Annotated in this window: 21 protein-coding genes; 12 read left to right on the forward strand and 9 right to left on the reverse strand. The window is 53.8% G+C overall.

Features of this window, described 5'->3' with window-relative positions:
* Window positions 1-105 precede the first annotated feature (105 nt).
* Window positions 106-369, forward strand: a complete 264-nt coding sequence (locus tag ACMYSK_RS21895; protein WP_434638481.1) for a barstar family protein — start codon at window positions 106-108, stop codon at window positions 367-369.
* Between the two features lie 81 nt (window positions 370-450).
* Here the strand turns inward: ACMYSK_RS21895 and yhcN-B are convergent, their stop codons facing one another.
* The 3 genes from yhcN-B to argR form a co-directional block, all read right to left on the reverse strand.
* Complete coding sequence (gene yhcN-B / locus ACMYSK_RS21900; RefSeq protein WP_434638482.1) at window positions 451-717, reverse strand: DUF1471 family stress response protein YhcN-B; 267 nt, start codon at window positions 715-717, stop codon at window positions 451-453.
* Between the two features lie 103 nt (window positions 718-820).
* Complete coding sequence (gene yhcN, locus ACMYSK_RS21905) at window positions 821-1084, reverse strand: peroxide/acid stress response protein YhcN (protein WP_434638483.1); 264 nt, start codon at window positions 1082-1084, stop codon at window positions 821-823.
* A gap of 353 nt (window positions 1085-1437) precedes the next feature.
* Window positions 1438-1908, reverse strand: coding sequence for a transcriptional regulator ArgR (gene argR / locus ACMYSK_RS21910; RefSeq protein ID WP_041147448.1), 471 nt, complete (start codon window positions 1906-1908; stop codon window positions 1438-1440).
* A gap of 415 nt (window positions 1909-2323) precedes the next feature.
* Here argR and mdh point away from each other — a divergent pair, with 415 nt between their 5' ends.
* On the forward strand, window positions 2324-3262 hold the full coding sequence (mdh, locus tag ACMYSK_RS21915) for a malate dehydrogenase (RefSeq protein WP_434638484.1): 939 nt from the start codon (window positions 2324-2326) through the stop codon (window positions 3260-3262).
* A 54-nt stretch (window positions 3263-3316) separates the two neighbouring features.
* Here mdh and degS read toward each other — a convergent pair whose 3' ends face one another.
* The 3 genes from degS to zapG form a co-directional block, all read right to left on the reverse strand.
* Window positions 3317-4375, reverse strand: a complete 1059-nt coding sequence (gene degS / locus ACMYSK_RS21920) for an outer membrane-stress sensor serine endopeptidase DegS (protein WP_434638485.1) — start codon at window positions 4373-4375, stop codon at window positions 3317-3319.
* Between the two features lie 87 nt (window positions 4376-4462).
* Window positions 4463-5830, reverse strand: a complete 1368-nt coding sequence (gene degQ / locus ACMYSK_RS21925) for a serine endoprotease DegQ (protein WP_434638486.1) — start codon at window positions 5828-5830, stop codon at window positions 4463-4465.
* A gap of 173 nt (window positions 5831-6003) precedes the next feature.
* On the reverse strand, window positions 6004-6402 hold the full coding sequence (gene zapG / locus ACMYSK_RS21930) for a Z-ring associated protein ZapG (RefSeq protein ID WP_434638487.1): 399 nt from the start codon (window positions 6400-6402) through the stop codon (window positions 6004-6006).
* Between the two features lie 190 nt (window positions 6403-6592).
* On the opposite strand from zapG, the gene zapE reads away from it, so the two are divergent.
* From zapE to sspB, 5 genes are all read left to right on the forward strand, one after another.
* A complete protein-coding gene (zapE, locus tag ACMYSK_RS21935; protein ID WP_434638488.1) occupies window positions 6593-7720 on the forward strand; it encodes a cell division protein ZapE in 1128 nt (375 codons plus the stop codon).
* 289 nt (window positions 7721-8009) lie between these two features.
* The gene (gene rplM / locus ACMYSK_RS21940) at window positions 8010-8438 is read left to right on the forward strand and encodes a 50S ribosomal protein L13 (RefSeq protein ID WP_004868222.1); all 429 of its coding nucleotides are present in this window, start codon (window positions 8010-8012) and stop codon (window positions 8436-8438) included.
* Between the two features lie 15 nt (window positions 8439-8453).
* Window positions 8454-8846 carry a 30S ribosomal protein S9 gene (gene rpsI / locus ACMYSK_RS21945; protein ID WP_003025138.1) on the forward strand — a complete coding sequence of 131 codons (393 nt, stop codon included), beginning with the start codon at window positions 8454-8456 and terminating at the stop codon, window positions 8844-8846.
* Between the two features lie 313 nt (window positions 8847-9159).
* Window positions 9160-9798 (forward strand): stringent starvation protein SspA, encoded by a 639-nt coding sequence (gene sspA, locus ACMYSK_RS21950; protein ID WP_434638489.1) that lies wholly within the window; start codon window positions 9160-9162, stop codon window positions 9796-9798.
* A gap of 3 nt (window positions 9799-9801) precedes the next feature.
* On the forward strand, window positions 9802-10299 hold the full coding sequence (gene sspB, locus ACMYSK_RS21955; protein ID WP_434638490.1) for a ClpXP protease specificity-enhancing factor: 498 nt from the start codon (window positions 9802-9804) through the stop codon (window positions 10297-10299).
* Between the two features lie 32 nt (window positions 10300-10331).
* On the opposite strand, the gene ACMYSK_RS21960 is transcribed toward sspB, so the two are convergent.
* Window positions 10332-10982, reverse strand: coding sequence for a TetR/AcrR family transcriptional regulator (locus ACMYSK_RS21960; protein WP_434638491.1), 651 nt, complete (start codon window positions 10980-10982; stop codon window positions 10332-10334).
* Window positions 10983-11147: 165 nt separating this feature from the next.
* Between ACMYSK_RS21960 and ACMYSK_RS21965 the strand changes: the two genes are divergently transcribed.
* The 5 genes from ACMYSK_RS21965 to ACMYSK_RS21985 are packed head-to-tail and all read left to right on the forward strand — an operon-like array spanning window position 11148 to window position 17305.
* On the forward strand, window positions 11148-11936 hold the full coding sequence (locus ACMYSK_RS21965) for a 3-ketoacyl-ACP reductase (RefSeq protein ID WP_434638492.1): 789 nt from the start codon (window positions 11148-11150) through the stop codon (window positions 11934-11936).
* Between the two features lie 15 nt (window positions 11937-11951).
* Entirely contained in the window at window positions 11952-13103 is a 1152-nt protein-coding gene (locus tag ACMYSK_RS21970; RefSeq protein ID WP_434638493.1) for a Gfo/Idh/MocA family protein, read from the forward strand.
* A gap of 9 nt (window positions 13104-13112) precedes the next feature.
* Complete coding sequence (locus ACMYSK_RS21975; protein ID WP_434638494.1) at window positions 13113-13946, forward strand: sugar phosphate isomerase/epimerase family protein; 834 nt, start codon at window positions 13113-13115, stop codon at window positions 13944-13946.
* A gap of 57 nt (window positions 13947-14003) precedes the next feature.
* Complete coding sequence (locus ACMYSK_RS21980) at window positions 14004-15227, forward strand: MFS transporter (RefSeq protein ID WP_434638495.1); 1224 nt, start codon at window positions 14004-14006, stop codon at window positions 15225-15227.
* Window positions 15228-15238: 11 nt separating this feature from the next.
* Window positions 15239-17305 (forward strand): FAD-binding protein, encoded by a 2067-nt coding sequence (locus ACMYSK_RS21985; RefSeq protein ID WP_434638496.1) that lies wholly within the window; start codon window positions 15239-15241, stop codon window positions 17303-17305.
* A 117-nt stretch (window positions 17306-17422) separates the two neighbouring features.
* Here ACMYSK_RS21985 and ACMYSK_RS21990 read toward each other — a convergent pair whose 3' ends face one another.
* Window positions 17423-18841: a glutamate synthase small subunit gene (locus ACMYSK_RS21990; protein ID WP_434638497.1), complete on the reverse strand. Its 1419-nt coding sequence runs from the start codon at window positions 18839-18841 to the stop codon at window positions 17423-17425.
* 9 nt (window positions 18842-18850) lie between these two features.
* Window positions 18851-23311, reverse strand: coding sequence for a glutamate synthase large subunit (gene gltB, locus ACMYSK_RS21995; RefSeq protein ID WP_434638498.1), 4461 nt, complete (start codon window positions 23309-23311; stop codon window positions 18851-18853).
* Window positions 23312-23593 lie beyond the last annotated feature (282 nt).

Below are 23593 nucleotides of genomic sequence, written 5' to 3' on the forward strand. Positions count from 1 at the left end.
GTCGGGGGTGTTCGCGCTTCGTACAGGACCGCAGGGAGAGAAACCCTGAGGCGTGGAGAGTATCAGGGCGGGTGATAATAGCGCGATGTTGACAGGGTGTGGACGATGACTATCTATACATTTGATTTTGATGACATAGCCGGGCAGCAGGATTTCTATCGTGAATTTTCTCGGACCTTCGCGCTCAACCGTGAGCAGGTGAATAATCTGGACTCACTGTGGGAAGCGGTGACCGGCGGTCTGCTGCCATTGCCGCTGGAGATTGAGTTTATTCACTTAAGCGATAAGCAGCGTCGGCGCTTTGGCGCCTTGATATTGTTGTTTGATGAAGCCGAGGAAGAGCTGCGCTTTAACGCCCGACAGGCATAAAAAAGGTCCATCGCATCTTCGCGTGAACCAAAAAAAGCCCCCGACAGGCGGGGGCAAGTCGTCGGAAAAGACGACGAGGGTTTATTTGTACAACTCAGCTGTAGCGTGCCAGCTATCGCCGGTACGGGCTTCAATAATACGGTAGCTGCTTGCGCCTTCTTTAGCGGCTTTTGCTGCCAGTTCCTGACGCATATCCATTGGGGCACTACCAACCTGAGAAACAGAGATGGTCCCCATAGACTGCAGATTTTGAGCTTGTTCTTCACTGACCTGATGTACTGCGGCGCTTGCGCCGAAGGAAAGGACGGAAGCCAGGCCCAGGGATGCGATGATCATTGCACTTTTCATAATCTTTACTCCAACCATATTGTTGCAGCGGCGGGAGGTTGCTTATGGACCTGGGCCGCTGGAAATTATTCGTATTCAGTTAATAACCGACAATCGTTAAATCTTATTTATAAAGCTCAGCCGTAGCGTGCCAGTGGTCGCCGGTACGGGCTTCGATAATGCGATAGGAAGAAGCACCTTCTTCCTGAGCTTTCTTGTTCAGCATTTCATGCATATCCATCGGGGAAGCACTCACCGCGCCGACGGAAATGGTACCGATTGACTGACGGCCCTGGGCCTGATCGCTGTTGATGGAGTCAGCGGCGAAAGCGCCAAAGGACAGAACAGACAGGATGCTTAGTGCAGCTACAGTTGTTTTGATTTTCATGATGTTCACCTCGTCGAATCTTATTATTGAGGGCTCTTCGTTTCGTGACCCTCATCACAAAATCAAGTATACACTAATCACCGAAAATATTAATACTCTGCTAATGGTTGTATGAGTAAATAATTACAAAGAATTGTCGTTTTTATAACGTATAAGTATTAGAAATGTCATTTTCTCGCCATGACAGTCTGTTATAGCGAATAAAATCATATGGATAGGTGATTTTGATATTTCGTGCGCTTCTGGCCTTTTCATTCGGTAAAGGAATGTATAGAGGCAGAAAACCACACTAAATGTTAAAGAAATGCTGCATTTTTGAAGAGGCCCTCTGGCGGGAACCAGAGGGAAGGCACTTAGAGTTCCTGTTCAAACAGAACGAGAATGGCATCGTGCAGATCTTTGACGGTGAAGCCTCTGGCCGGGGTCGTAAAGATAGTATCATCGCCAGCAATGCTGCCGAGAATCCCTTCAGCCTTGCCGAGAGAGTCCAGCAGACGCGCAATCAGCTGCGCTGCACCCGGGCTGGTGTGGATAACGACCACGGCATCGTTATAGTCGATATCGAGCACCAGGTTTTTCAACGGACTGGAAGTCGTCGGAACGCCAAGCTCGGCAGGCAGGCAATAGACCATCTCCATTTTGGCGTTACGGGTACGAACCGCGCCAAATTTTGTCAGCATACGGGACACTTTCGATTGGTTGATATTATCGAAACCTTCTTCCTGCAGCGCCTGGACGATTTCACCTTGAGAGCTGAACTTTTCTTCTTTAAGTAGCAGTTTAAACGCTTTAACCAGTTCTTCTTGTTTTGCCGAACTTCGCATAAGTCACCCAGATTATGGTGGTAAAAACAACATCATTATGCATAGGAATGAATTTTTATGCAAATAATCCGCAAGGGGATAAAGTAAATAATGTTATGAAGGGGGCATATTTTAGCAAATAACCCTGCTAAGGAACATGCCTTCATCACAGCACGTAAATCGCTGTAAAAGTAAACTAAATGTTATGAGAATGGTGTTGTTTTGCCGAGCGAGCTGGGTGTATTGTAACCAACAGTCGATCCGGTACTACGTTTTGCTGGATGGTCAGTCTCAGGGATGAAAATGCGAAGCGAATGCATCGCTGCGCACCAGAACGCATTCTTCAACCATACTTATTGTAATTGTTCATCTTGTGAATTAAGGTCCAGGCGACGGAGTAACGAAAGACTATATTAACCATAATAAGGAGTTTAGGATGAAAGTTGCAGTCCTCGGCGCCGCTGGTGGAATCGGCCAGGCGCTTGCCCTACTACTTAAGACCCAACTGCCTTCAGGTTCAGAACTCTCGTTGTACGACATTGCTCCGGTTACCCCGGGCGTGGCGGTTGATCTTAGCCATATCCCTACCGATGTAAAAATCAAAGGTTTCTGCGGTGAAGACGCTACTCCAGCGCTTGTCGGGGCTGATGTGGTGCTGATTTCAGCTGGCGTCGCCCGTAAGCCAGGCATGGATCGCTCCGATTTATTTAACGTTAATGCCGGTATCGTGAAGAATCTGGTACAGCAAATCGCGAAAACCTGCCCACAGGCCTGCATCGGTATTATCACCAACCCGGTAAACACCACGGTGGCCATTGCGGCAGAGGTGCTGAAAAAAGCAGGCGTTTACGATAAGAACAAATTGTTTGGCGTCACCACGCTGGACATCATCCGTTCGAATACCTTTGTGGCTGAGCTGAAAGGTAAATCCGCATCTGACGTCGAAGTACCGGTGATAGGCGGCCACTCTGGCGTGACCATTCTGCCGCTATTGTCACAGATTGCTGGCGTGAGCTTCAGCGAGCAAGAAGTTGCCGATTTGACAAAACGTATCCAGAACGCCGGTACTGAAGTGGTTGAAGCCAAAGCCGGTGGCGGATCGGCAACGCTCTCCATGGGTCAGGCAGCCGCTCGTTTTGGGCTGTCCTTAGTACGCGCGATGCAAGGTGAGAAAGGCGTAGTCGAATGCGCCTATGTGGAAGGTGATGGCCAGTATGCGCGTTTCTTCTCACAGCCGTTGCTGCTGGGCAAAAATGGTATCGAAGAGCGCCAGTCGTTCGGTAAGCTCAGCGCATTTGAGCAACAGGCGCTGGAAGGAATGCTGGATACGCTGAAGAAAGATATCGCCATGGGCGAAGATTTCGTCAATAAATAAGATGACGATGTGATAAAAAAACCGGAGCTTACTGCTCCGGTTTTTTTATGTCGGCTAGTTAGTTGCCGGGTATTCCTGCACGGCGATATGCAGGGTGATTTTTTTGTCGTCGCGCATGATAACCACCGGAATTTCAGAGCCTGGACGAATTTCCGCGACCTGGTCCATGGTTTCGAGAGCGGAGACCGCCGGTTTATCATTCACTGAAATGATCACGTCATTCGCGCGGATCCCGGCCTGAGCCGCCGGGCCATCCGGGGCTACGTCATTAACCACTATCCCTTGTAGCTGATCGATACCGCCGCCCTGGGCGTGCAGTGGCGCTATCTCGCGGCCGCTGATGCCGATATAGCCGCGGATCACGCGGCCATCGCGGATCAGCTTATCCATGATCTTCGTCGCCAGCTGGAAAGGAATCGCAAATCCGATCCCTTCCGGGGTTTCGCCATCATTACTTTTATCAAAGGACAGCGTGTTGATACCCATCAGCTCGCCCAGCGAGTTCACCAGCGCACCGCCGGAGTTGCCGTGGTTGATAGACGCATCGGTTTGCAGGAAATTTTGCCGTCCAGTGGGGTTCAGGCCAATACGACCGGTGGCGCTGATGATCCCTTGCGTAATCGTCTGTCCAAGGTTGTAGGGGTTGCCAATCGCAAGGACCACATCACCAATATGTGGCACTCGTTTCGGGTTGATAGGGATGACCGGCAGGCCCGCATTGGCGTTAATTTTTAAGACCGCCAGGTCAGTCAGGGTATCTGAGCCAACCAGCAAGGCTTCAAAGACGCGGCCATCCTGCAGTGCGACAATAATCTGATCCGCATCATTGATGACGTGTTTGTTAGTCAGGATATAACCACGTTGGTCCATGATAACGCCGGAGCCGAGAGTCAGCTGATTATGGCTGGTGCCGTTCAGCGCGCGGTTATAAACGTTGACCACCGCAGGCGCGGCGCGGCGGACGGCAGGATTATAGCTGGCGGGTGACTCGTCCGCGCTATCGTACGGGGTGGTCGTCGACAGATGCCACTGACGCAGAGAAGGCATAACGGCCAGAAGCAGGCCTCCGACGATCAAACCAATGAGTACAGAACGTAAAAACTTTCCAGGCATGATACCGGTATCGTTGATGGATGGACATGCGCAGCATAGCACGAGTTATCCGGACATCGCACTGCAGGCGATGTCCGGAAATGCGTGTTAACGCAGCAGCAGATAGATGCTTTCGTTACCGCGAATGACGTTCAGCGCGATGACGGCCGGTTTGCTCTCCAGTACTTTACGCAGCTCGGCGATAGAACGAATACGCTCGCGGTTAAGACCGATAATAATATCGTCCTTATGCAGGCCAACCTGTGCCGCAGGACTTCCTTTATCGACGTTTTCGACGGCGACGCCTTTCGTACCGTCTTTCATCTGGCCATCGCTCAACGATGCGCCCTGGAGGGCCGGGATGATGAGATCGGCGCTGGCAGTCGAAGAGGTGCTCTTATCCAGCGTGACTTCGACGTCCAGCGGTTTCCCGTCGCGCAGCAGGCCGAGCTTCACCTTGGTGCCCGGCTCGGTAGTGGCAATCCGTGAGCGCAGTTCGGCAAAGCTACTCAGCGGTTTGCCGTTCATGCTGACGATCACATCCCCGGACTTAACTCCGGCTTTCGCCGAACCTGAGTTCGGTAAGACTTCGCTGACGAAGGCCCCGCGCTGAGCGTCGATATTCATCGCTTTCGCAATATCTGCGCTCATTTCCATGCCTTTAATTCCCAGCAGGCCGCGTTTGATTTCGCCAAACTGAATGAGCTGCTGAGCGAGGGTTTTTGCCATATTACTCGGAATGGCAAAGCCGATGCCGACGCTGCCGCCGCCCGGTGCGAGAATCGCGGTATTAATACCAATCAGTTCACCGTTGAGGTTCAGCAGCGCCCCACCGGAGTTACCCCGGTTGATTGAAGCATCGGTCTGAATAAAGTTCTCCAGCCCTTCGAGGTTAAGACCGCTGCGACCGAGTGCGGAGATAATGCCGGACGTGGCGGTCTGCCCGAGACCAAACGGGTTACCGACGGCGACGGCGAAGTCACCAACCCGGAGTTTATCGGAGTCAGCGATCGCGATTTGCGTCAGGTGGCTGGGGTTTTGCAATTGCAGCAGGGCGATATCGCTCTGATCGTCGCTGCCGACCAGCTTCGCATCAAATTCACGACCATCGTTTAGCTGAACGCTGATTTTCTGTGCCTGGCTGATCACGTGATTATTGGTCAATACATAGCCTTTGGCCGCATCGATGATGACGCCGGAGCCCAGGCCTTCAAAAGGTTGAGCCTGCTCCTGCGGTGCATTATCGCCAAAGTATTTTTTTAGCTCCTCCGGCATGTTTTGCGCAGGGGCGGCGGTTCCTTCAACCTGTACGCTCACCACCGCAGGCAGCACTTTTTCCAGCATCGGTGCCAGGCTTGGCAACGCCCCCTGGCCGGGGACCTGGGTGGGTAACGATGCCGTAGCCGTTGGTAGAACCGACAACGATAACCCGATGCTTAACGCTAACGCACTCAACAGCAAAGTCTGTTTCTTCATTAGATGCTGGCTCTCGTAACCTGAGGTGTATGGAAATACGTCCCGAATGGTCTGATGTTATTGAATTTTCGACCGGCTAACAATGCGGTCAATGCTTAAATAATAGCTGGGATGTGGGGTTGAGTCGGGCGCAGGAAGTGCGCCCGGATAATATTTTTGCTGTCAGGGGAAAATTAGTCGCGTTTTGCGCCACCGCGCAGCAGGCCGGATGCGCCTTCAGAATAATCGCGCGGCATCTGGACCGGAGCCTGATCGTTGCCGGCTTCTGATTCAGCCAGACGATTGCGGAACGGATTCGCGTCCGCCATGGCGTCCGGCAGCAGGCTGGAAGAGCTTTTGGCCATGTGCTGATACAGCTGGCGATAGTCATCAGCCATGTTATCCAGCAGTTCAGCGCTGCGGGCAAAATGGCTGACCAGCTCTTCACGATACTCTTCAAGCTCTGTTTTATTTTTTTCCAGTTCGAACTGCAGCGCCTGTTGTTGACGTAATTTGCGGTTGCCAAAACGCATGGCGACGGCACCGATGATGATACCGACAACTAGCCCAATTAGCGCATATTCCCAGGTCATGTACATCTCCCGTTGTTTTGTGGTTCCGTAGGGTGGCTGTTAGGCTCTCCGCCTGCGCCTGATAGTGCCACTATAACCGCTAATTCCACAGAAGTGGAATCCTGGCGTATCATCGCGTAGTGTAGAACGGCATTTTTTTCGTCAATCGTGAGCTCTGGCGTTACGGTTTTCAAGGAATAACAATAAGATCATGCAAAGCCTGTCCCCAACATCGCGTTACCTTTTAGCTCTCAAAGAGGGCAGCCACCAACCTGACGACGTCCAGCAAGAAGCGGTTAGCCGCCTCGATACCATCTATCATGAGCTACAGAATAAACCCGTTCCGGCACCGCAAAGCGGCGGCCTGCGGGCAAAATTCGGCAAGCTGCTGGGCAAGCGTGAGCCAGTTGCTGAGACTGCTGCCGTGCGTGGTCTCTATATGTGGGGGGGGGTCGGGCGGGGGAAAACCTGGCTGATGGACCTGTTTTATCATAGCCTGCCGGGCGATCGTAAGCAGCGCCTGCACTTTCACCGCTTTATGCTGCGCGTTCATGAAGAGCTCATTACTCTGCAGGGACACAGCGATCCGCTGGAGATCCTCGCCGACCGCTTTAAGGCGGAGACCGACGTGCTGTGTTTTGATGAATTCTTTGTCTCTGATATTACCGATGCGATGCTGTTGGGCGGTCTAATGAAAGCCCTGTTCGCTCGTGGGATCACGCTGGTCGCCACCTCGAATATTCCGCCGGATGAGCTATACCGCAACGGCTTGCAGCGGGCCCGTTTCCTGCCGGCTATCGAGGCGATTAAACAGCATTGCGATATTATGAATGTCGATGCCGGAATAGATTACCGTCTGCGTACATTAACCCAGGCCCATCTGTGGCTGTCGCCGCTCAATGTGCAGACCCAGCAGCAGATGGATAAACTGTGGCTAGCGTTGGCCGGTGCTAAGCGTGAGCAGACGCCCACGCTGGAGATTAACCACCGTCCCTTGCCTACGCTCGGCGTGGAAAACCAGACCCTGGCGGCATCGTTCTCTACGCTGTGCATTGATGCGCGAAGCCAGCATGACTACATCGCGCTATCTCGCCTGTTCCATACCGTTATGCTGTTTGATGTACCGGTCATGACGACGCAGCTGGAGAGCGAGGCGCGGCGTTTCATTGCGTTGGTTGATGAGTTCTACGAGCGCCACGTTAAGCTGGTGGTCAGCGCAGCGGTGCCGCTGTATGACATTTATCAGGGTGAACGGCTGAAGTTTGAGTTCCAGCGCTGTTTATCACGCCTGCAGGAAATGCAAAGCGAAGAGTATTTGAAACGCCCACATATGCCTTAAGAGCGCGCTCTTTCCCACGTTGCCTGTTATCCGGGAGAGAGGAAGCAGGGCGGCACCGCACCGCCGAAAAAACCTGGTTCAAATCACATAAAGGGGTCGATCTTTGGCCCTGACTTCTCTATAATCTTGCGACCCCACGTTACGAGAAGGTTTTTTTCCCAAAACTTTCTATGTGCCGGCATAGGCTATTCGAAGGGGTAGGTTTGCTGGACAATGTCGTGTGAACCTCAACTGACTAAAACGTTTGGGTGTTCACCAACGTGTAACTTATTATTTGGGTAAGCTTTTAATGAAAACTTTTACAGCTAAACCAGAAACCGTAAAACGCGACTGGTATGTTGTTGACGCGACCGGTAAAACTCTGGGCCGTCTGGCTTCTGAACTGGCTCGTCGCCTGCGCGGTAAGCATAAAGCGGAATACACTCCGCACGTAGATACTGGTGATTACATCATCGTTCTGAACGCAGAAAAAGTTGCTGTAACCGGCAACAAGCGTGAAGACAAAATGTATTACCATCACACCGGCCACATCGGTGGTATCAAAGAAGCGACCTTTGAAGAGATGATTGCCCGCCGTCCTGAGCGTGTGATTGAAATCGCGGTTAAAGGCATGCTGCCAAAAGGCCCGCTGGGTCGTGCTATGTACCGTAAACTGAAAGTTTACGCTGGTAACGAGCACAACCACGCGGCACAGCAACCGCAAGTTCTTGACATCTAATCGGGATTATAGGCAATGGCTGAAAATCAATACTACGGCACTGGTCGCCGCAAAAGTTCCGCAGCTCGCGTTTTTATCAAACCAGGCAGCGGCAAAATCGTTATTAACCAGCGTTCTCTGGAACAGTACTTTGGCCGCGAAACTGCCCGCATGGTAGTTCGTCAGCCGCTGGAACTGGTCGACATGGTTGAGAAACTGGATCTGTACATCACCGTTAAAGGTGGTGGTATCTCTGGTCAGGCTGGTGCGATCCGTCACGGTATCACCCGCGCTCTGATGGAGTATGATGAGTCCCTGCGTGGCGAACTGCGTAAAGCTGGCTTCGTTACCCGTGATGCTCGTCAGGTTGAACGTAAGAAAGTCGGTCTGCGTAAAGCACGTCGTCGTCCTCAGTTCTCCAAACGTTAATTGTTTTCTGCTCACGCAGAACAATTTGCGAAAAAACCCGCTTCGGCGGGTTTTTTTATGCATAAACCTGCCGTTATCCACAAGGAAATCGCCTGTTCTTACCACTTTTTCAGCATTTCCAGAATCCCCTCACCACAATGCCTTCAAGATCTGGTAAACTATCATCCAATTTTCTGCCCAAATGCTGGTGATTGTTCGTTTTTTGTTTTTTTGCATAAACAATAATGACTTCACGCGAATGGGGTTTTTACATCTGGCTAGCCACGCGTGGCTGGTAGCAGTACAAAAATTCTGAATATACCTGGAGGTTTTCATGGCTGTCGCTGCCAACAAACGTTCGGTAATGACGCTGTTTTCTGGTCCTACTGACATCTATAGCCACCAAGTCCGCATCGTGCTGGCAGAAAAAGGTGTTAGTTTTGAGATAGAGCACGTGGAGAAGGACAACCCACCTCAGGATCTGATTGACCTCAACCCGAATCAAAGCGTACCTACGCTGGTGGATCGTGAGCTCACTCTGTGGGAATCCCGCATCATTATGGAATATCTGGATGAGCGTTTCCCGCATCCACCGTTAATGCCGGTTTATCCGGTGGCGCGTGGAGAAAGTCGTCTGTACATGCAGCGTATCGAAAAAGACTGGTATTCGCTGATGAATACCATTCAGAACGGTACTGCAGCGCAAGCGGATACCGCGCGCAAACAACTGCGTGAAGAGCTGCAGGCGATTGCGCCTGTCTTCACTCAGAAACCTTACTTCCTGAGCGATGAGTTCAGCCTGGTTGATTGCTATCTGGCGCCGCTACTGTGGCGTTTGCCGGTTCTCGGTGTTGAAGTTATTGGTGCCGGCGCGAAAGAGCTCAAGGGCTATATGACTCGCGTCTTTGAACGTGATTCCTTCCTCGCTTCTTTAACTGAAGCCGAGCGTGAAATGCGCCTCGGTCGGGGCTAATCGATGGATGTATCGCAGCTAACGCCGCGTCGCCCGTATTTACTGCGAGCGTTCTATGAGTGGCTGCTGGACAACCAGCTGACTCCACATCTGGTCGTGGATGTGACACTGCCGGGCGTAGAGGTTCCAATGGAGTATGCGCGCGACGGGCAAATCGTTCTGAATATTGCTCCGCGTGCGGTCGGTAATCTTGAGCTGGCTAATGACGAAGTGCGTTTCAACGCGCGCTTCGGCGGTGTCCCGCGTAATGTTTCTGTGCCAATGGCCGCCGTACTGGCTATCTATGCCCGTGAAAACGGCGCGGGTACCATGTTCGAACCTGAAGCGGCCTACGATGAAGACGTCACTTCTCTGAATGATGACGATGCATCAGAAGGTCATGAAAGCGAGACGGTTATGTCGGTGATCGACGGTGATAAGCCGGACAATCATGACGATGATCCTGACGATACGCCACCGCCACCGCGCGGTGGGCGTCCGGCGCTGCGCGTCGTGAAGTAATCTTACGGGCAGGGCCATCAGGCCCTGCTTTTTTATGCCTGAATACCGGGCATCAGCCAGCATTCAATAGTCTCACGCATCACCTTTCTTCTGGCGGCTAATGCTTCCGGGCGCTTCAAATCCTGCTGATAAATGATCGACAAGGTCGACTGGTTGATAAGATAGAAAAAACCCAACGCCGACATTGTAATATTCAGCTGCATCGCATCGATTCCCGGCCGGATGGTTCCGTCTTCTTGTCCGCGGTCGAGAATGCGCTGGGTGATCCCAATCCACGTGCTGTTGATCGGTACGATCGTATCCACCCCTTTCAGGTGGCGTGCTTTCAGCTGATTTTCACTGTTGAGTAGCTGAATAAATTCCGGATTCTCAAGATAGTAGTGCCAGGTGAAATCCATCAGCTCGAGTACCGCATCGCGGGCAGGCAGATGATCCAACTTAAGCGCTGCTTCTTTGGTGCGGATATCCTGATATGCGACCTGCAAAACGTGGGTAAAGAGCGTATCTTTATTTTCAAAATAGTAATAGATAAGCTGCTTGTTCACTTTCGCCGTCGCGGCAATCTGATCGATCCTCGCACCATCAAAACCATTCTCTGCAAACTCCTTTCTGGCGGCATTCAAAATCAGACATTTTGTGAGATCCGGATCATGCCTGCGCTTGGTTCTCGATTCCCCTTTCATAGCATCTCCATTGAATTGCTTGTTTTAATTGTAGTTTTAATTAAATCAACCATCTGGTTGATTTTGAGAAGTCGATCATGATTTAAATTTTTGACTCTTTCTATACTGATTTCGAAGTTTCAACTGTTTAGTTGAAATGTGTCGAGATAAGCAAGGAGTATCCTCATGATCCATTCACAGCGTCCGGTAGCATTGGTGACAGGCTCCACACGGGGAATTGGTAAAGCATGTGCTCTTGCGCTAGCCAGAGCTGGATTTCATGTTGCCATTAACGGACGTGATAACGAAGAAGGCCGCACCCGGCAACAAGCCATGGTAGCGGAATTAGAACAATTTGGCATCGAAGCGCAGGCATTACCGGGCGATGTATCAGAATTACCGCTCCAGCAGGCGATGTTTGACAAGGTCCTGGCTCGCTGGGGGCGGCTGGATTGTGTCGTCAATAACGCGGGGACGGCGGCGAAGCAGAGAGGTGACCTGCTGGAAGTCACCCCGGAAAATTACCAGTACTGCCTGGACGTCAACACAACTGCGATGTTCTTCTTTTGTCAGAAAGCCGCGCGAGCCATGTTGCAGCAAGGTGAGATAAACCAACAGCATCGATCCATCATCAACATCACCTCCTGTAGCGCTCACAGCTTGTCGATTTCTCGCGGTGAATATTGTGTATCAAAAGCGGCGGCGAGTATGGTCACGCAATTGTTCGCGTTACGTCTGGCTGAAGAGGGGGTCGGCGTTTATGAACTGCGCCCGGGCATTATCGCTACCGACATGACCAGCGCTGTGAAACCAAAATACGACCAGCTCATTAGCGATGGCCTGGTGCCGATGAAGCGTTGGGGGCAGGCGGAAGATGTTGCCGCTGTTGTCGAGGCGCTGGCAAGCGGCAGACTTCCTTTCACCGTCGGTCAAATTATTGATGTTGATGGTGGCCTGAATAAATCCCACTTTTAATCTCGAGGTATAACAATGGCTACAATTCCCGTTGGCATTATCATGCATGGCGTAACCGGTCGGATGGGTAAGAATCAACATCTGATCCGTTCGATCGTCGCGATTCGCGAGCAGGGTGGCGTTCTGCTGGAAAATGGAGATCGACTATTGCCGGAACCGATCCTGATTGGTCGCAGCGAAGAAAAAATTTCCGCACTGGCAAAACAGACCGGCATCACTCGCTGGGGGACCGACCTGGATGCGGCGCTTGCTAATCCCAACGACACCATTTTCTTTGATGCAGCGACCACGCAGGCACGCCCCACGTTATTGAAAAAAGCCATCGCTGCGGGCAAGCATATCTACTGCGAAAAACCTGTCGCGGTGAGTCTTACTGAAGCGATAGAGCTCTACCACTACGCAGAACAGCAGGGCGTGTGTCACGGTGTCGTGCAGGACAAACTTTGGCTACCGGGGCTGCGTAAACTTCAGATGCTCAACCAGGCGGGTTTCTTTGGGCAGGTGCTGTCGGTTCGTGGTGAATTTGGCTATTGGGTGTTTGAAGGTGATTTGCAACCGACACAGCGTCCGTCCTGGAATTACCGCCAGGAAGACGGCGGCGGCATCATCCTCGATATGATCTGCCACTGGCGCTATGTCGTCGACAATCTGTTCGGGGAAATCAAAAGCATCAGTTGCCTGGGCGCGACCCACATACCGGAACGTTTTGACGAGCAGGGCAATGCTTACAAAGCTACCGCCGATGATGCTGCTTATGCCACCTTTGAACTAAAAAACGGCACTATCGTGCAGATCAATAGTTCCTGGTGCGTTCGCGTGCGCCGCGACGACCTGGTGACCTTTCAGGTTGATGGCGTAAATGGTTCCGCTGTTGCGAGCCTCACCGACTGCCTGACTCAGTCACGTGTAAATACGCCAAAACCGGTCTGGAACCCGGACATTCGCCAGTCGCACAACTTTTTCGACGACTGGTCACGGGTACCTGACACGACGACCTACGACAACGCCTTCAAAGTTCAGTGGGAACTCTTCCTGCGTCACGTGCATGGTGAGATTGATTTTCGTTGGAACCTGCTCGAAGGGGCGAAGGGTGTACAGCTGGTTGAGCTGGCCTTGCAGAGCTGGAAAGAGCGGCGCTGGGTCGATGTTCCGTCACTGGTACGTTAAGGGGGCGTTATGCAACAACCCGATCAAAAGCGGTTATCGCTGAATACAGCCACTGTCCGCCGGCAGTGGACGCTGGATAAGATTATCGACGGTTGTGCCCGCCATGAAATATGCGGCATCTCGCCATGGCGAGATCAGGTGCAGGCGCTTGGATTGGAACGTACTGCCCGGCTTATCCGCACGAATGAGCTGCTCGTCAGTGGCTACTGCCGCGGGGGGATGTTTCCCGGTATCGACGAGGCAGCCCGACGTGCGGTGGATGATGATAACCGTCGGGCAGTTGACGAAGCGTTGGCAGTGAATGCCGCTTGCCTGGTTCTGGTGGTTGGTGGCTTGCCGGGTGGTTCGAAAGATATTGCCGGGGCGCGTAGCCAGGTGCGGGACGGTCTGGGACGCTTGCTGGACTATTCGCGTAAAACGGGCATGCCGCTAGCCATTGAACCACTGCACCCGATGTATGCAGCAGAGCGGGCCTGTGTGAATACTCTGGAACAGGCGAATGACCTCTGCGATGAGCTTGGGGACGAGGGGTTGGGGATAGCTGTTGATCTCTACCACACCTGGTGGGATCCGAAGTTCTTCCAGCAAATTACGCGTGCCGGACGTAAACGTATCCTGGGATTTCACATTTGCGACTGGCTGGTGCCGACACAGCACCTGCTGCTTGATCGCGGCATGATGGGCGATGGCGTGATTGATATCCGTGCCGCTCGCCAGGCTGTTGAAGCCTTGGGTTATGAAGGTGCACATGAAGTCGAGATTTTCTCCGAAAATAACTGGTGGCAACGCGATCCGGACACGGTGCTGGCTACCTGCAAAGCGCGTCATGTGACGCATTGTTAATCAGATTTTGGCTGTATCTGATATCTCGTCAGTCTTACCGGGTTAGTCGAGGGAAATATGAATACAGATACAAAAAAGATGGTGCTGGTGTCGGTACTATGCGGCCTGGGTTACATGATGTACTCCGTGGATCGCATGACCGTCTCCTCTGCAATTGGGCTTATAGCGACGGATTTCGGGCTGGGTAAGGGCCAGTCCGGTGTCCTGATGAGCTCGTTCTTCTATGGTTTTATCGGCTTTCTGTTCTTGTCAGGGATTATTGCCGACAAGCTCAGTGGTAAGCCGGTTCTGATCTTAGGCCTGGTGATGTTCTCGGTCGCCACCATGCTTACAGGTATTGCGGGGAGCCTCAGCTCACTGATTTTTTACCGTGTGATGACGGGTATAGGCGAGGGGGTATTCTGGCCCGCCGCTTCGCTGGAAGTGGCCAATGTCACTACTGAAAAACAGCGTACTACCGTGATGTCACTCTACTGGATGGGATATCCAATCGGTGGTTTTTTTGGCACCTGGCTGGGGGCCGTACTCGGCCCGGAGTTTGGCTGGCGCTTCGTATTTTATGTTGCGGGTGGTTTAGGGCTGCTGGTTGCAATCGCCTATGGCGTACTGGTGAAGTCTGAACCCAAAAAAGTTATCACCGTTGCTGATCATGAGAAAGTACCTTTAAAACAATTGTTTCGTAATAAGTCTGTGATGTTGATGGCTTTCTACTACTTCCTGTTGTTAAGCGGTTGGTGGATTGTCCTGCTTTGGGCACCGACCTTCCTGATGAACGTTAAGCAGCTCTCTATCGGCACAGCGGGGACGATCGCCAGTCTGTTAGGTCTGACCGGGGCACTGGGTGGTTTCCTGCTGGGGCGTTTTTGTGACGGTGGCGATTTTTCCCGTAAGCGCAGCGTTCTGATTGGCATCACTATCGCAAGTAGTCTGTTGATGGCGGCGATGGTGCTACAGCTGCCGGTTTTTGCTGTCGTCATTCTGGTGTTACTGCTCGGTCTGCTGGGCTATCCGGTTACGCCGCTGGTGCTCTCCTTCACAGCGGAACTGGTGCCTGCACAACTTCGTGGTTCAGCGATAGGTTTCGTGATGAATGTGGGAATGACCGCAGGTGGCATCTCTCCGGTACTGGCAGGTTATTTTGCTGATAAATACTCTATGTCCGCAGTCTGGTTCGTAGCAGCTTGCGTCATGGTAGTGAGTTCAGTGCTGTTACTTGGGGTAAGAAAGGTCGCGAAGCCCGTTAAAGAAATGGAAATGTCCGGACTGTCATCACGCGTTTAACGAGGTAAAACATGGCAATAACGATCCCACAATCGATTCTTGAAAATCTGACCAACGTGACCATGCCGCGCCACGTTGTACAGGCACAGGCGCAGCAAACGATGGAAGTAGAGGGATTTCGTATTCCGGTTTATCACAGTGATGCGCTGGTGGTGGGAAGCGGTGCCGCCGGACTGCGCGCTGCGGTTGAGCTGAAGCGCAGGAAAGTGGATGTGCTGGTAGCGACCCAGACGTTGTTCTGGGGCACATCTGCATGCTCAGGATCCGATAAGCAGACGCTCCACACTGCATCGACCAGTTTTACAGGCGACAATTTCACGGCTCTTGCCAGCGCGATTGGTGCTGGCGGGGCAATGGATGCGGACACCGCCTACGTAGAATCTGTCGGATCGGTTGAGGCATTTATTGGCCTGAAAAGTATCGGGCTGCCTCTACCGGAAGATAGATATGGTGCGGTGCTGCGCTATCAGACGGACCATGATGAAGTCGGACGCGCTACCAGCTGCGGTCCGCGGACGTCCCGGCTAATGGTGCAAGTACTTGCGGAAGAGGCTGCGCTGCTGGGCATACCTTTTGTGGACCATGCCACGGCTGTAAGGCTGCTTACCGAAGGTAAAGGCACTCAACGTCGGGTGGCGGGGATCCTCGCCATAGTCAAAGGAGCAAGAACAAAGGATAACCCTTGGGGGATGTGTCTGATACGCAGCGCGACGGTGGTACTTGCAGCCGGCGGTCCAGGAGAGCTCTTCAGGGACAGCGTATATCCGAAACGCTGTTTTGGCTCGCTAGGGCTGGCGCTGGAAGCGGGGATTGCCACGGTTAATCTGACGGAGCACCAGTTTGGCATTGGCACCCGTCGTGATGAATTCCCATGGAATCTGTCGGGTACTTACGTACAGAGCATACCCTATATCTACTCGGTGGATGAGCTCGGACAGGAACACAACTTCCTTGCCCGTTACTACCGCACGACTCGCGAGCTGGCCTCGAATATTTTCCGCAAAGGTTACCAGTGGCCGATTCATGCCACACGCATGCTGGATTTTGGCTCAAGCCTGGTGGATCTGGCGATTTACAATGAGTCGCAGGCCGGGCGAACTATCCTGATGGATTTCAACCGCAACCCGCTGCCAGTAACGGACGATGAACCTTTTGCCCTTGGGAATCTGGACGAAGATGTCTATCGCTATCTACGTAATAATGATGCGTGTCTCGAGTTACCCATTGCTCGCCTGCAGCGCATGAACCCGCTGGCTATAGAACTTTATAAGCATCATGGGCACGATCTGACAACGCAACCGCTGCCGTTTAACGTCAATCATCAACATATGAACGGTGGCATAGCGGTGGATGTGTGGGGCCATTCGTCACTGGAGGGCTGCTATGCTGTGGGCGAAGCTGCGGGAACGCATGGCGTAACCCGGCCAGGTGGGGCGGCGTTGAATGCCGGACAGGTCTTTGGGTTGCGCTGTGCGAAGCACATTGCGGCTACTCCGCGTAACGTTTCCTCGTCACTCTTTAAAGAGGAAACGGCTGAACTGTTACGTCAAATTCAGGATGACAGCCGTCATCCTGACAGTCTGCCAATTGAAGAGGTCCGTGTCGAAATCCAGCGGCGTATGAGCGAGCGCGCTGGATTTGTGTGTAAAGCTGACTCTGTACCGGAAGCACTTCAGGAAGCCCGTCGTCTGAACCAACGTATTGCCGAGTGTGGCGTGGCAATCGACCATCCAAATAAGGCCGCATTTAGTCTTCAGTGGCGACAAATGGCGCTGGCGTCCGAAGCGCTACTGGTGGCGCTTGATGCTTACATCTCAAAAGGTGGCGGCAGTCGAGGAGCGCGGATGCTTTGCTCCGCCCGAGGTGATGTCGTGCCTCAGAGTCGTGAAGGTGAGCTGTCGGATTTTCGTTTTCTTTCGGAGAAACCCGAGCACCGTCAGGAGCAACTGCAGGTAATCTTGCATGACGGCGAATTCAGAGTAGAGGTAAAACCGCTGCGTAAGCTTGATGATCTGTCGACTCTTTTCTTTGAGAAAAACTGGCCTGCATACCTGACGGGGGATATCTATCGAGACTAGTCATCAACGAGAGTGACTGGCGTTAACTTCGCCAGCCAGATTTGATGCGATAAGAAAGAGCGCTGCAAATATCGGTAGGCCGGATGAGGTTCTTTCACCATCATCCGGCACTTCATCTTACACTTCCAGGTAGTTCAGGATCCCGTCAGCCGCTTTACGACCTTCGGCAATCGCCGTGACCACCAGATCGGAGCCGCGCACGATATCACCGCCAGCAAAGATTTTCGGGTTGCTGGTCTGGAACGCATTTTCATGGCCTTCCGGCGCGATAATGCGGCCCTGAGAATCCAGCTCAACGTCGTGCTTCGCCAGCCACTCCATGCTGTGCGGACGGAAACCAAACGCCATGACCACCGCATCTGCCGGGACGACGTGCTCGGAGCCCGCGACGATTTCCGCACGACGACGACCCTTAGCATCTGGCTGGCCCATCTCGGTACGCGCCATTTTCACGCCGCACACCTTACCGTTGGCATTCACTTCAACGCCCAGAGGCTGAACGTTGAACTGGAACTCGACGCCTTCTTCACGCGCGTTTTTCACTTCGCGGCGGGAGCCTGGCATATTTTCTTCATCACGACGATAGGCGCAGATGACATGCGATGCCCCCTGACGTACGGAGGTACGCACGCAGTCCATCGCGGTGTCACCACCGCCGAGAACCACAACGCGTTTGCCTTCCATGTTGACGTACGGCTCGCTCGCCGTTTCGCCAAAGCCCATGGTCTGCTTGGTGTTGGCGATCAGGAACGGTAGAGCATCAAAGACGCCGTTTGCCTCTTCATTTTCCAGCCCGCCGCGCATGGACTGATAGGTCCCGACGCCAAGGAAGACCGCATCGTACTCTTTCAGCAGGTCATCGAGCTGCACATCCCGGCCCACTTCGACGTTGAGTTTGAATTCAATGCCCATGCCGGTGAAGATTTCACGACGACGTGTCATGACCTCTTTCTCCAGCTTGAATGCCGGGATACCGAAGGTCAGCAGGCCGCCGATTTCCGGATGGCGGTCGAACACTACCGCTTTGACACCGTTGCGGGTCAGGACGTCGGCGCAGGCCAGTCCTGCCGGGCCAGCCCCGACGATGGCCACCGTTTTACCGGTTGGCTTCACGCCAGAGAGATCCGGACGCCAGCCCATTTCGAACGCTTTATCGTTGATGTAGCGCTCGATGTTGCCGATAGTCACCGCGCCGAACTCATCGTTCAGCGTGCAGGAACCCTCGCACAGACGGTCCTGCGGGCAAACGCGGCCGCAGACTTCCGGCAGCGTGTTAGTCTGATGCGACAGCTCTGCCGCTTCAAAAATACGCCCCTCGTTGGCGAGCTTCAGCCAGTTAGGAATGTAGTTGTGGACCGGACATTTCCATTCGCAGTACGGGTTGCCGCAGGACAGGCAGCGGTCTGCCTGGGCTTTGGCCTGGCCTTCTGAAAACGGCTCGTAAATTTCGACAAATTCAATTTTACGGATCTTCAGCGGTTTCTTTGGCGGATCAACGCGCTGTAAGTCGATAAACTGGTATACGTTCTGGCTCATCTGAATTCCTTACTGCGCCTGCACACGCAGCTCTGCTGCGCTACGACTGCGGTGACCCAACAGTGCTTTAACATCGCTGGACTTTGGTTTAACCAGCGCGAATTTCGCGGCAAATGCCGGCCAGTTGGCCAGGATCTCTTCGCCACGAGACGAACCGGTAAGCTGCACGTGTTCGGTAATCAGACCACGCAGGTGCTCTTCATGGATAGCGAGAGAGTCTACGTCCAACACTTCCACCAGTTCCGGGTTCACACGTTTACGGAAATCGCCGTCTTCATCCAGGACGTAAGCAAAGCCGCCGGTCATCCCTGCGCCAAAGTTGACGCCGGTTTTACCCAGCACGCAGACGATGCCGCCGGTCATGTATTCGCAGCCGTTATCGCCGATGCCTTCTACTACGGTGATTGCACCGGAGTTACGCACTGCAAAACGTTCACCCGCCCGGCCCGCTGCGTACAGACGACCGCCGGTCGCACCGTACAGACAGGTGTTGCCGATAATGCTGGCTTCATGGCTGCGGAAGGCTGAGCCCACCGGAGGACGGATTGAGAGCAGACCACCTGCCATCCCTTTACCGACATAGTCATTCGCGTCACCGGTCAGATGCAGCTCCACGCCGCCGGCGTTCCACACGCCGAAGCTCTGCCCGGCAGTGCCGCTGAAGTGAGCGGTAATCGGGTCTGCTGCCAGTCCCTGATCGCCATGGGTCTGGGCGATATAGCCGGATAGCGACGCGCCAACGGAGCGGTCGGTGTTGCGGATATCGAACCAGAAGGTTTTGCTCTGCTTGCTGTCCACGAACGGTTTCGCCTGTTGCAGCAGCTGCGCATTCAGCACCCCGTTATCAAACGGCGGGTTGCTTTCGGTGCAATGCAGCGCTTTACCGGCATGCGGCTCGGCGGTTTCCAGCAGTTTGCTCAGATCCAGCTTCTGTTGCTTCGCGGTAAAGCCGTCCAGCACTTTCAACAGGTCGGTACGACCAATCAGGTCGACCAGACGCTTCACGCCGAGCTCTGCCATCAGCTCGCGGGTTTCGCGGGCGATGAATTCAAAGTAGTTGGTCACTTTGAACGGCAGGCCGTGGTAGTGATTCTTACGCAGTTTGTCGTCCTGGGTTGCGACGCCGGTTGCGCAGTTGTTCAGGTGGCAAATACGCAGGTATTTGCAGCCGAGCGCAACCATCGGGCCGGTGCCGAAGCCGAAGCTTTCCGCGCCGAGAATCGCTGCTTTAATGATGTCGAGGCCGGTTTTCAGGCCGCCGTCCACCTGCAGACGAATCTTATGGCGCAGGCCGTTGGCCACCAGCGCCTGCTGGGTTTCAACGAGGCCCAGTTCCCACGGACATCCCGCGTACTTCACCGAAGAAAGCGGGCTGGCACCGGTACCGCCATCGTAACCGGCGATAGTAATAAGGTCGGCATAGGCTTTTGCTACGCCGGTGGCGATGGTGCCGACGCCCGGTTCGGAAACCAGCTTCACGGAAATCATCGCTTTCGGGTTGACCTGTTTGAGGTCAAAGATCAGCTGTGCCAGATCCTCGATAGAGTAAATATCGTGGTGCGGCGGTGGTGAAATCAGCGTGACGCCCGGTACCGAATAGCGCAGTTTGGCAATGTACGGCGTGACTTTATCACCCGGTAACTGCCCACCTTCGCCCGGCTTCGCGCCCTGAGCGACTTTAATCTGGATAACATCGGCGTTGACCAGGTAAGCCGGAGTGACGCCGAAGCGGCCGGAAGCGACCTGCTTGATACGCGACACTTTGTTGGTGCCATAGCGTGCCGGGTCTTCCCCGCCTTCACCGGAGTTAGAGAAACCGCCGATGCTGTTCATGGCTTCCGCCAGCGACTCATGGGCTTCCGGGCTTAGCGCACCGATAGACATGGCCGCGGTATCGAAGCGTTTGAACAGCTCTTTTGCCGATTCAACGTGGTCGATGCTGATGGCCTCATCGCCAGGATTCAGCGCCAGCAAATCACGCAGCGTTGCGGCCGGACGTTCATTCACCAGTTTCGCATATTGCTGATAATCATGGTATTCGCCGCTCTGTACCGCTTGTTGCAGCGTGCGTACAACGTCCGGGTTGTAGGCGTGATATTCGCCGCCGTGAACGTATTTCAGCAGGCCGCCCTGATCCAGCGGTTTACGGACCAGCCAGGCACGTTTGGACAGATTCAGCAGATCCTGCTGGAAGTCATCAAAGCCCGCGCCGCCGATGCGGCTGACAACGCCGAGGAAGCACAGGTCGGAAACTTCGCGATGCAGGCCGACCGCTTCGAACAACTTCGAGCAGCGGTAGGAGGCGATGGTCGAGATGCCCATCTTGGACATGATCTTGTACAGGCCTTTGTTGATGCCGTTACGGTAGTTCAGCATCACCGTACGATAATCTTTCTCAATGGCTTTGTTGTCGACCAGTTTCGCCAGCGTTTCATAGGCCAGGTACGGATAGATAGCCGTGGCACCAAAGCCCAGCAGAACCGCAAAGTGGTGTGGATCGCGAGCACTGGCGGTTTCAACGATAATGTTGGCATCGCAGCGCAGGCTTTTATCCACCAGACGGGTCTGGATCGCGCCAACTGCCATCGGTGCCGGAACCGGCAGACGACCTTTGGCGATGTTGCGATCGGAAAGCACCAGCAGAACGGTACCGTTACGCACCATCTGTTCGGCTTTATCACACAGCGCTTTCACCGTGTCCGCCAGCGAGGTTTCCGCGGCGTTAAAGGTGATATCCAGCGTATCAGCGCGATAGTGTTCCTCTTCCATGGTGGTGAGCTGTTTGAAATCAGAGTACAGCAGAATCGGTGATTTGAAGCTCAGACGGTGCGCCTGGCCTTCCGCTTCGCAGAAGACGTTCATTTCACGGCCGATGCTGGTGGCCAGCGACATCACGTGGGCTTCACGCAGCGGGTCGATTGGCGGGTTGGTCACCTGCGCAAACTGCTGACGGAAGTAATCATAAATGATACGCGGCTGACTGGAGAGCACGGCAAACGGGGTGTCATCGCCCATTGAACCGACGGCCTCCTGGCCATTTTCGCCCAGTACCCGCAGCACGGAGTCGAGCTCTTCGGCACTGTAGTTAAACTGTTTCTGGAAGCTGGTGAGGGTATCGTCATCCAGCTGACGGCTGCCGACGTCTTCGTCCGGCAGATCTTCAAACGGTACCAGGCGGCGAACGTTTTTCTCCATCCACTCCTTATAGGGGTGGCGGCTTTTCAGGTCATCATCGGTTTCCGCAGAGTGCAGAATGCGCCCGCCGCGGGTGTCGATAACCATCAGTTCACCTGGGCCAACGCGGCCTTTTTCGACAACTTCGTCGGGCTGGTAATCCCAGATCCCCACTTCTGATGCGCAGGTGATCAGTTTATCTTTGGTGATGACGTAGCGCGCCGGGCGCAGGCCGTTACGGTCGAGGTTACAGGCCGCGTAGCGACCGTCGGACATCACGATACCCGCCGGGCCATCCCACGGCTCCATATGCATGGAGTTAAAGTCAAAGAAGGCGCGCAGCTCCGGATCCATATCCGGGTTATTCTGCCAGGCAGGCGGCACGAGCAGACGCATGGCACGCACGATATCCATACCGCCGGCCAGCAGCAGCTCAAGCATGTTATCCATGGAGCTGGAATCAGAGCCGGTTTCGTTGACGAACGGTGCAGCATCGTGCAGGTCCGGAATTAACGGCGTCTGGAATTTATAGGTACGCGCGCGCGCCCACTGGCGGTTGCCAGTAATGGTGTTGATCTCGCCGTTATGCGCCAGATAGCGGAACGGCTGTGCCAGCGGCCAGCGCGGCACGGTGTTGGTGGAGAAGCGCTGGTGGAACAGGCAGATTGCCGATTCCAGACGCAGGTCCGCAAGGTCCAGGTAGAAGCGCGGCAGGTCAGCCGGCATACACAGACCTTTATAGATGTTCACCAGATTCGACAGGCTGCAAACGTAGAAATCTTTATCTTCCTGCAGGCGCTTTTCAATGCGGCGACGGGCGATGAACAAACGACGTTCCATATCACGCGGGCGCCAGCCTGCCGGAGCATTAACAAAAATTTGTTCAATACGGGGCAGCGAGGAGAGGGCGATTTCACCGAGAACCCCTTCGTTGGTCGGCACTTCGCGCCAGCCGACGATAGACAGGGTTTCACGTTGGAGTTCTTCTTCAACGATGCGGCGTGAGGCAGCCGCCAGTTCAGGATCTTTATTAAGGAATAACATCCCGACGGCGTAATTTTTGGCTAAACGCCAGCCGCGCTCTTCCGCAACGATACGGAAGAAACGATCGGGTTTTTGCAGCAGCAAGCCACAACCGTCGCCGGTTTTACCATCGGCGAGGATAGCGCCGCGGTGCTGCATTCGGGCCAGTGCGTGTATAGCGGTACGCACTACCTTGTGGCTAGGTTCGCCTTCTATGTGGGCGATCAGGCCGAAACCACAGTTATCCCTCTCAAGGGATTTATCGTACAACATATCAGTGAACCTCCCCAGGCTCTACGGGACACCCTCCGATACCGATTGCGCACGGGCACAGAAAGAGCATGGCGACGGGGTTTGCACCTCGCATTCGCCCTCTTTAAATCCTTTTCGCATCGGTACGCAAGTTTGAGGACTTGCTGTAAGAGGGAATCTCAATTACTGCATAAATATGATGAGCAGAGTGCTCATCCAGAAAGCTTCCAGCGGATTCCCAAGTTATCGGGAATCCGCACTTACGTCAAATGGCAATCTTATTTATACGAAAATGTGCTATGA

Origin of the sequence: Klebsiella sp. I138 (assembly GCF_051131765.1) — a bacterium.
Classification (GTDB): Bacteria; Pseudomonadota; Gammaproteobacteria; order Enterobacterales; family Enterobacteriaceae; genus Klebsiella.

What these genes read in the sequence shown, in the direction of transcription:
- ACMYSK_RS21965 (WP_434638492.1), top strand. Translation starts at nt 11,148, where the DNA reads ATGATCCATTCACAGCGTCCGGTAGCATTGGTGACAGGCTCCACACGG.
- mdh (WP_434638484.1), top strand. Translation starts at nt 2,324, where the DNA reads ATGAAAGTTGCAGTCCTCGGCGCCGCTGGTGGAATCGGCCAGGCGCTT.
- yhcN-B (WP_434638482.1), bottom strand. Translation starts at nt 717, where the DNA reads ATGAAAAGTGCAATGATCATCGCATCCCTGGGCCTGGCTTCCGTCCTT.
- sspA (WP_434638489.1), top strand. Translation starts at nt 9,160, where the DNA reads ATGGCTGTCGCTGCCAACAAACGTTCGGTAATGACGCTGTTTTCTGGT.
- ACMYSK_RS21980 (WP_434638495.1), top strand. Translation starts at nt 14,004, where the DNA reads ATGAATACAGATACAAAAAAGATGGTGCTGGTGTCGGTACTATGCGGC.
- zapE (WP_434638488.1), top strand. Translation starts at nt 6,593, where the DNA reads ATGCAAAGCCTGTCCCCAACATCGCGTTACCTTTTAGCTCTCAAAGAG.
- zapG (WP_434638487.1), bottom strand. Translation starts at nt 6,402, where the DNA reads ATGACCTGGGAATATGCGCTAATTGGGCTAGTTGTCGGTATCATCATC.
- yhcN (WP_434638483.1), bottom strand. Translation starts at nt 1,084, where the DNA reads ATGAAAATCAAAACAACTGTAGCTGCACTAAGCATCCTGTCTGTTCTG.
- ACMYSK_RS21990 (WP_434638497.1), bottom strand. Translation starts at nt 18,841, where the DNA reads ATGAGCCAGAACGTATACCAGTTTATCGACTTACAGCGCGTTGATCCG.
- argR (WP_041147448.1), bottom strand. Translation starts at nt 1,908, where the DNA reads ATGCGAAGTTCGGCAAAACAAGAAGAACTGGTTAAAGCGTTTAAACTG.
- rplM (WP_004868222.1), top strand. Translation starts at nt 8,010, where the DNA reads ATGAAAACTTTTACAGCTAAACCAGAAACCGTAAAACGCGACTGGTAT.
- degQ (WP_434638486.1), bottom strand. Translation starts at nt 5,830, where the DNA reads ATGAAGAAACAGACTTTGCTGTTGAGTGCGTTAGCGTTAAGCATCGGG.
- ACMYSK_RS21985 (WP_434638496.1), top strand. Translation starts at nt 15,239, where the DNA reads ATGGCAATAACGATCCCACAATCGATTCTTGAAAATCTGACCAACGTG.
- ACMYSK_RS21970 (WP_434638493.1), top strand. Translation starts at nt 11,952, where the DNA reads ATGGCTACAATTCCCGTTGGCATTATCATGCATGGCGTAACCGGTCGG.
- rpsI (WP_003025138.1), top strand. Translation starts at nt 8,454, where the DNA reads ATGGCTGAAAATCAATACTACGGCACTGGTCGCCGCAAAAGTTCCGCA.
- degS (WP_434638485.1), bottom strand. Translation starts at nt 4,375, where the DNA reads ATGCCTGGAAAGTTTTTACGTTCTGTACTCATTGGTTTGATCGTCGGA.
- ACMYSK_RS21960 (WP_434638491.1), bottom strand. Translation starts at nt 10,982, where the DNA reads ATGAAAGGGGAATCGAGAACCAAGCGCAGGCATGATCCGGATCTCACA.
- gltB (WP_434638498.1), bottom strand. Translation starts at nt 23,311, where the DNA reads ATGTTGTACGATAAATCCCTTGAGAGGGATAACTGTGGTTTCGGCCTG.
- ACMYSK_RS21975 (WP_434638494.1), top strand. Translation starts at nt 13,113, where the DNA reads ATGCAACAACCCGATCAAAAGCGGTTATCGCTGAATACAGCCACTGTC.
- sspB (WP_434638490.1), top strand. Translation starts at nt 9,802, where the DNA reads ATGGATGTATCGCAGCTAACGCCGCGTCGCCCGTATTTACTGCGAGCG.
- ACMYSK_RS21895 (WP_434638481.1), top strand. Translation starts at nt 106, where the DNA reads ATGACTATCTATACATTTGATTTTGATGACATAGCCGGGCAGCAGGAT.